Genomic DNA, 4,345 nt, shown 5'->3' with positions numbered 1-4,345 from the left:
TGCACCCTCCACAAGAAAAAGCTCCCCACCCCTATACGACACTGCGAAAACGTATAGGGGCGGGGAGCTTAAAACTGCGGCTTATGCCATCCAGCCAACCGAAGACCAGTCGGTGGTCTTGAAGAGGAACGCACCGTAGTTAGCGAGCTTCGGGCGGCATGCCTTGAAGTCCGGACCATTGAGGAACGGGATGAAGAGGCAAACCTCGCTCATGTGCTTCTTCTCAATTTCGTTGCACTTCTCGGCGCGCTTAGCGTCGTCGAGAATGGTGATCATCTCGTCGATCATAGCGTCAATTTCGGGGGTACCAACGCCGTCCCAGTTCTTGGAGTGGTAGAAGTACTCGGCAGCACTGGTCGGCTCGGAGCTCACGCCGAAGCCCGAAATGCTCACGTCGTACTCGCGGTTACCGACAACCTTCGTGAATTCGGACTGTGCACGAGAATCGAGCTCAAAGTTAATGCCGATTTCCTTCATGCTCTGAATGAAGGTCTGTGCCTGGCCCTTGGTGGTGGCGTCATCACCGAAGGTGGTCAGCTTCAGGGTGATGGTCTTGCCATCCTTCGCGTAGAAGTCGCCAGACTTGGTGTAGCCTGCGTTTTCCAGGACCTTGCGTGCTTCCTCCTGGTTACGTGCCGGGTAGTTGTCACGGTAGTACTGGGAGGAGCTCAGCAGAAGCATCGAGCCGGGAACTTCTTCTTCGTAGGGCAGACCCTGGAAGCGAATCTTTGCCAGAGCACCACGGTCGATACCCAGGAAGATTGCCTTACGCACGGCAGTGTCAGTGATGTGCTGTGCGTTCAGGTTCATGCCGCCGGCGAAGAGGCGGCGACCGCGGCGGATTTCGGAGTTCGCAACGTCCTTCATCTCGTTGTAGGCGCTGAGGGTACGTGCTTCCACGACGTCCAGTTCACCGTTCTTGTATGCGGCACGAGCTGCAGCGTCTGCCATTTCGCGTACGACGATGCGGTCCAGCTTGGGCTTATCGCCCCACCACTTGTCGTTGGGGACTGCGGTGAAGGTCTTCTCGGAGGAGTTCCAGCCGTTGGGTGCAAGGGTGAAGGGGCCGCAACCGAGCTCGGGGTGGGGGTTGTCCACGAAGCCTTCGTTGAAGAGGTTTACGTCGAGCATTGCCGGGTGCAGGATTCCGCCGAAGAGCAGACCCTTGACGGGGTTGTGCGCGGTCTTGAAGACAACGCGTGCGTGGTAGCGGTCGCCGTCGATAGCTTCAACGCTTTCGATGTATTCGTAGATGCCCGCTGTGGCAATCTTGTATTCACCGTCGGGGTCGCGCTGAATCTGCCAGGTTGCCTTGAGGGCGTCGATGTCGATGGGGGTGCCGTCATTGAAGACTGCCTTGGGGTTCAGGCGGACCTCTGCGGTGATCTTGCCATCTACTTCCTTGGCTTCGAAGCCGAGGCAGTAGTTGGGGTCGAGCTCGTCTTCACCCTTGAAGGTGCTGCGCCAGATACCTGCACCGGCGATAATGCCCATAGTTTCGGAGACGGACGTGCTGGAGCCGTTCTGGGAGAAGCGGTTGAAGTCCGGGCCAAGGGAGTAGGTGCTCAGGGTCAGGGTGCCGCCCTGCTTGAGGTTCGAGGGGTCCTGCTCGTTGATTTCATAGAGCGGGGTTTCGCTTGCCTGGTGCTCGGTCTTGGAGGAGGATGAGGAGCCACAAGCGCTCAGTACGCCGGCAGCTGCGACGGCGGTTGCGCCGCCGAACAGTACGCGGCGGCTCATGACGGGGTTGATTCCGGAGATGGAGGGGATGGGGTGGGGGCTCATGGCGGGCTCCTTGTGGGTGTAGACTGCGTTGATGCAGTGTTTGCAGTGTAGAGTGGGTGGCTTGCGTGCCCTGGAGGCGGGGTTTCCGTCTACAGGAGCACCTGCCATCTGCGGTGATGGGCGGGCAGGTCAAGCCATGCAAAATAATGTGACTTAAAGCTATGTCCTAAGCCACATTTAATATTTTTAGTAGTGTACACCACATGCATCACTACAAGTGCACAACACGATAAATATTTCTTAATTATTACGCCCGGCCCTAAGGCGCTGAACCTAAATCCGTATCGGAGTAACCCCAAATCCTTCGTGCAGCGCCTCACCCCTGCCCCCAAACCCTGCCTCCCAAAACCCCGCCTCCCGCATTAGCTAGCGGGCACAGCAAAGCGGGCCGAACGCGCGCATACGCATTCGACCCGCTCACACGACAGGCGTCTTTTAGGAGTTCATCCAGCCCACAGCAGTCCAGTCCATCGACTTGTACAGGCGCGGACCGTAGTTAGCCAGAGTCTTCTTGACCATCACAAAGTCAGGACCGTTCGTAATGGTACCCAGGAAGGCGAACTCAGCCATGTGCTTCTTCTCAATCTCGTTGCAGGCGAGGTTACGTTCCTTGTCATCTTCCATGAGAGTCATGGCATCAATCAGAGCGTCAATTTCCTCACTACCGATACCCTCATTGTTCTCGGAGTAGTAGAACTGCTTGGTAGCTTCGGTTGCGTCAGCAGAGACCGAGTAGCCGCTGAAGGAAATATCGTAGTCCCAGTTGCCCAGAATGGTGGCGAACTCACTATCGGAGTGCTGATCGATCCGGATCTCAATGCCGACATCCTTCATCTGCTGGGTAAAGGTCTGAGCCTTACCCTTGGTGGTCGGATCGTCACCGAAGACCACCACAGCACAGCCAGCCTTCGTGCCGTCCTTCTCGTAGTAGTCGCCATTCTTGGTGTAGCCAGCGGCCTCCAGAATCTTCTGCGCCTCCGAAACACTATTATTCGGGGTCGGGTAAGAATCCTGGTAGTAAGGCGAGAAGGGCATGTGAATCATCGAACCGGGAATGGTTTCCTCATAGGGCAGGCCCTGGAACTGAATCTTCGCGAGTGCTTCACGGTTAGTGCCAGCGAAGATTGCCTTACGCAGGGCAGCATCCTTAACGCGGCGGGGGTTAATATCCAGACCGCCCGCGTAGAGGCGGGTACCCTTACGCAATTCGGTACCGGCAATATTCTTCACCTCGGCATAGGTGGAGGAGGTGCTTGCGCCGATAGCGTCGATTTCGTCGTTCTTGAACGCGGCACGTGCAGCGCTGGACTCCATCTGAGTAAAGACAATCTTGTCCAGCAGGGGCTTGGTGCCCCACCACTTGTCGTTGGGCACAACGCTGAAGGTCTTCGCGGTGGAGTCCCAACCCTTATTCGCCAGGGTGAAGGGGCCAGCCCAGTACTCGGGGTGAGGGTTGTCGACAAAGCCATTATTGAAGAGCTCGGTGTCTTCCAGGGCGGGGTGCAGAATCTCAGAGAAGAGGCTCTGCAGCGGGTAGTAGGGCTTGGAGAAGGTGACGGTTGCACTGTAATCGTCTTCGCCCTTTTCTACAGATTCGACGAATTCGTAGATGCCGCTGGTGACAATGTTGTAGCCATTATCCAGGCTCTTGAAGATGTTCCAGGTGGACTGGAGCGCCTTGTAGGTGATGGGGGTGCCATCGTTGAAGACAGCATTGGGATTGAGCTTGACGGCAACCTGAATCTTGTCGTCCTTCTTGCTGTGCTCGAAGGAGACAGCGAAGTCGGTGTTCAGCTTGTAGGTACCGTCAAAGTCGAGGTTCCACATACCAGCCTGGCTGATGGTGCTCATAACGTTGACGTTATCGCTGGTGTTACCGCTCTGGGTGTAGAAGTTGAAGTTCGGGCCGATGGATCCGGCGGGCAGGCGCAGGGTGCCGCCCTTCTTCAGGCTAGCGACGTCCTGAGCATTGATGTTGTAGAGGTCTTCGATATTGGCACCGGCACCGGCTGCCTTGGTCTTTTCAGAGCTTGCGCTACCGCTACCGCAGGCGCTGAGCAGACCTACAGCTCCCAGAGCCGCGGTGCCGCCAATGAGGGCGCGGCGGCTGAAGCTGTTCTTGGTCGCTTCGTGGCTACTCGCGGTGTATGCGGTCTTGGCGGTCATGGGAATGGTTTCCTTCTGTCTTGTGCGGGCGGGTGTATCCCGTGTTCCCGAAGTGATGATTATTTATGCAGAGCACTGCATAACTTTGTATGACTCCACTGTAGCGCACCCCCGGGGCAAAAACCAAGCATTTCACAATATTTCTTAATATTTATCGTGTTTTTTGAATATTCATACTATGTATACACTGTTTTTTCGGATTTTTACGGATAGCTATACCGCCATTCTCCTACATCGGCACACATAAGCACCCCAAAGCAGCCCCTTTCGGACATACAAAAAGTGTCCACCCGGATCATCCGGGTGGACACTTTCAATAGCTCTAGGCTATTCACCTCGTAGGTGAAGGGATGAGCACTTACTTAGCCCAACCAACCTTCTCCCAGTGAATGCC

General features: G+C 56.0%; 2 protein-coding genes. Both read right to left on the bottom strand.

Annotated features, from left to right (window positions below; genetic code table 11):
* Nucleotides 1-81: 81 nt before the first annotated feature.
* On the bottom strand, nt 82-1,785 hold the full coding sequence (locus tag Q0216_RS08200; RefSeq protein ID WP_298594433.1) for an ABC transporter family substrate-binding protein: 1,704 nt from the start codon (nt 1,783-1,785) through the stop codon (nt 82-84).
* Between the two features lie 435 nt (nt 1,786-2,220).
* On the bottom strand, nt 2,221-3,951 hold the full coding sequence (locus tag Q0216_RS08195) for an ABC transporter family substrate-binding protein (RefSeq protein ID WP_298594431.1): 1,731 nt from the start codon (nt 3,949-3,951) through the stop codon (nt 2,221-2,223).
* Between the last annotated feature and the right edge of the window lie 394 nt (nt 3,952-4,345).

The sequence above is a fragment of the uncultured Rothia sp. genome (genome assembly GCF_937976295.1).
In the GTDB taxonomy this organism is placed as follows: domain Bacteria; phylum Actinomycetota; class Actinomycetes; order Actinomycetales; family Micrococcaceae; genus Rothia.
This window is presented reverse-complemented; position numbering and strand designations above follow the sequence as displayed.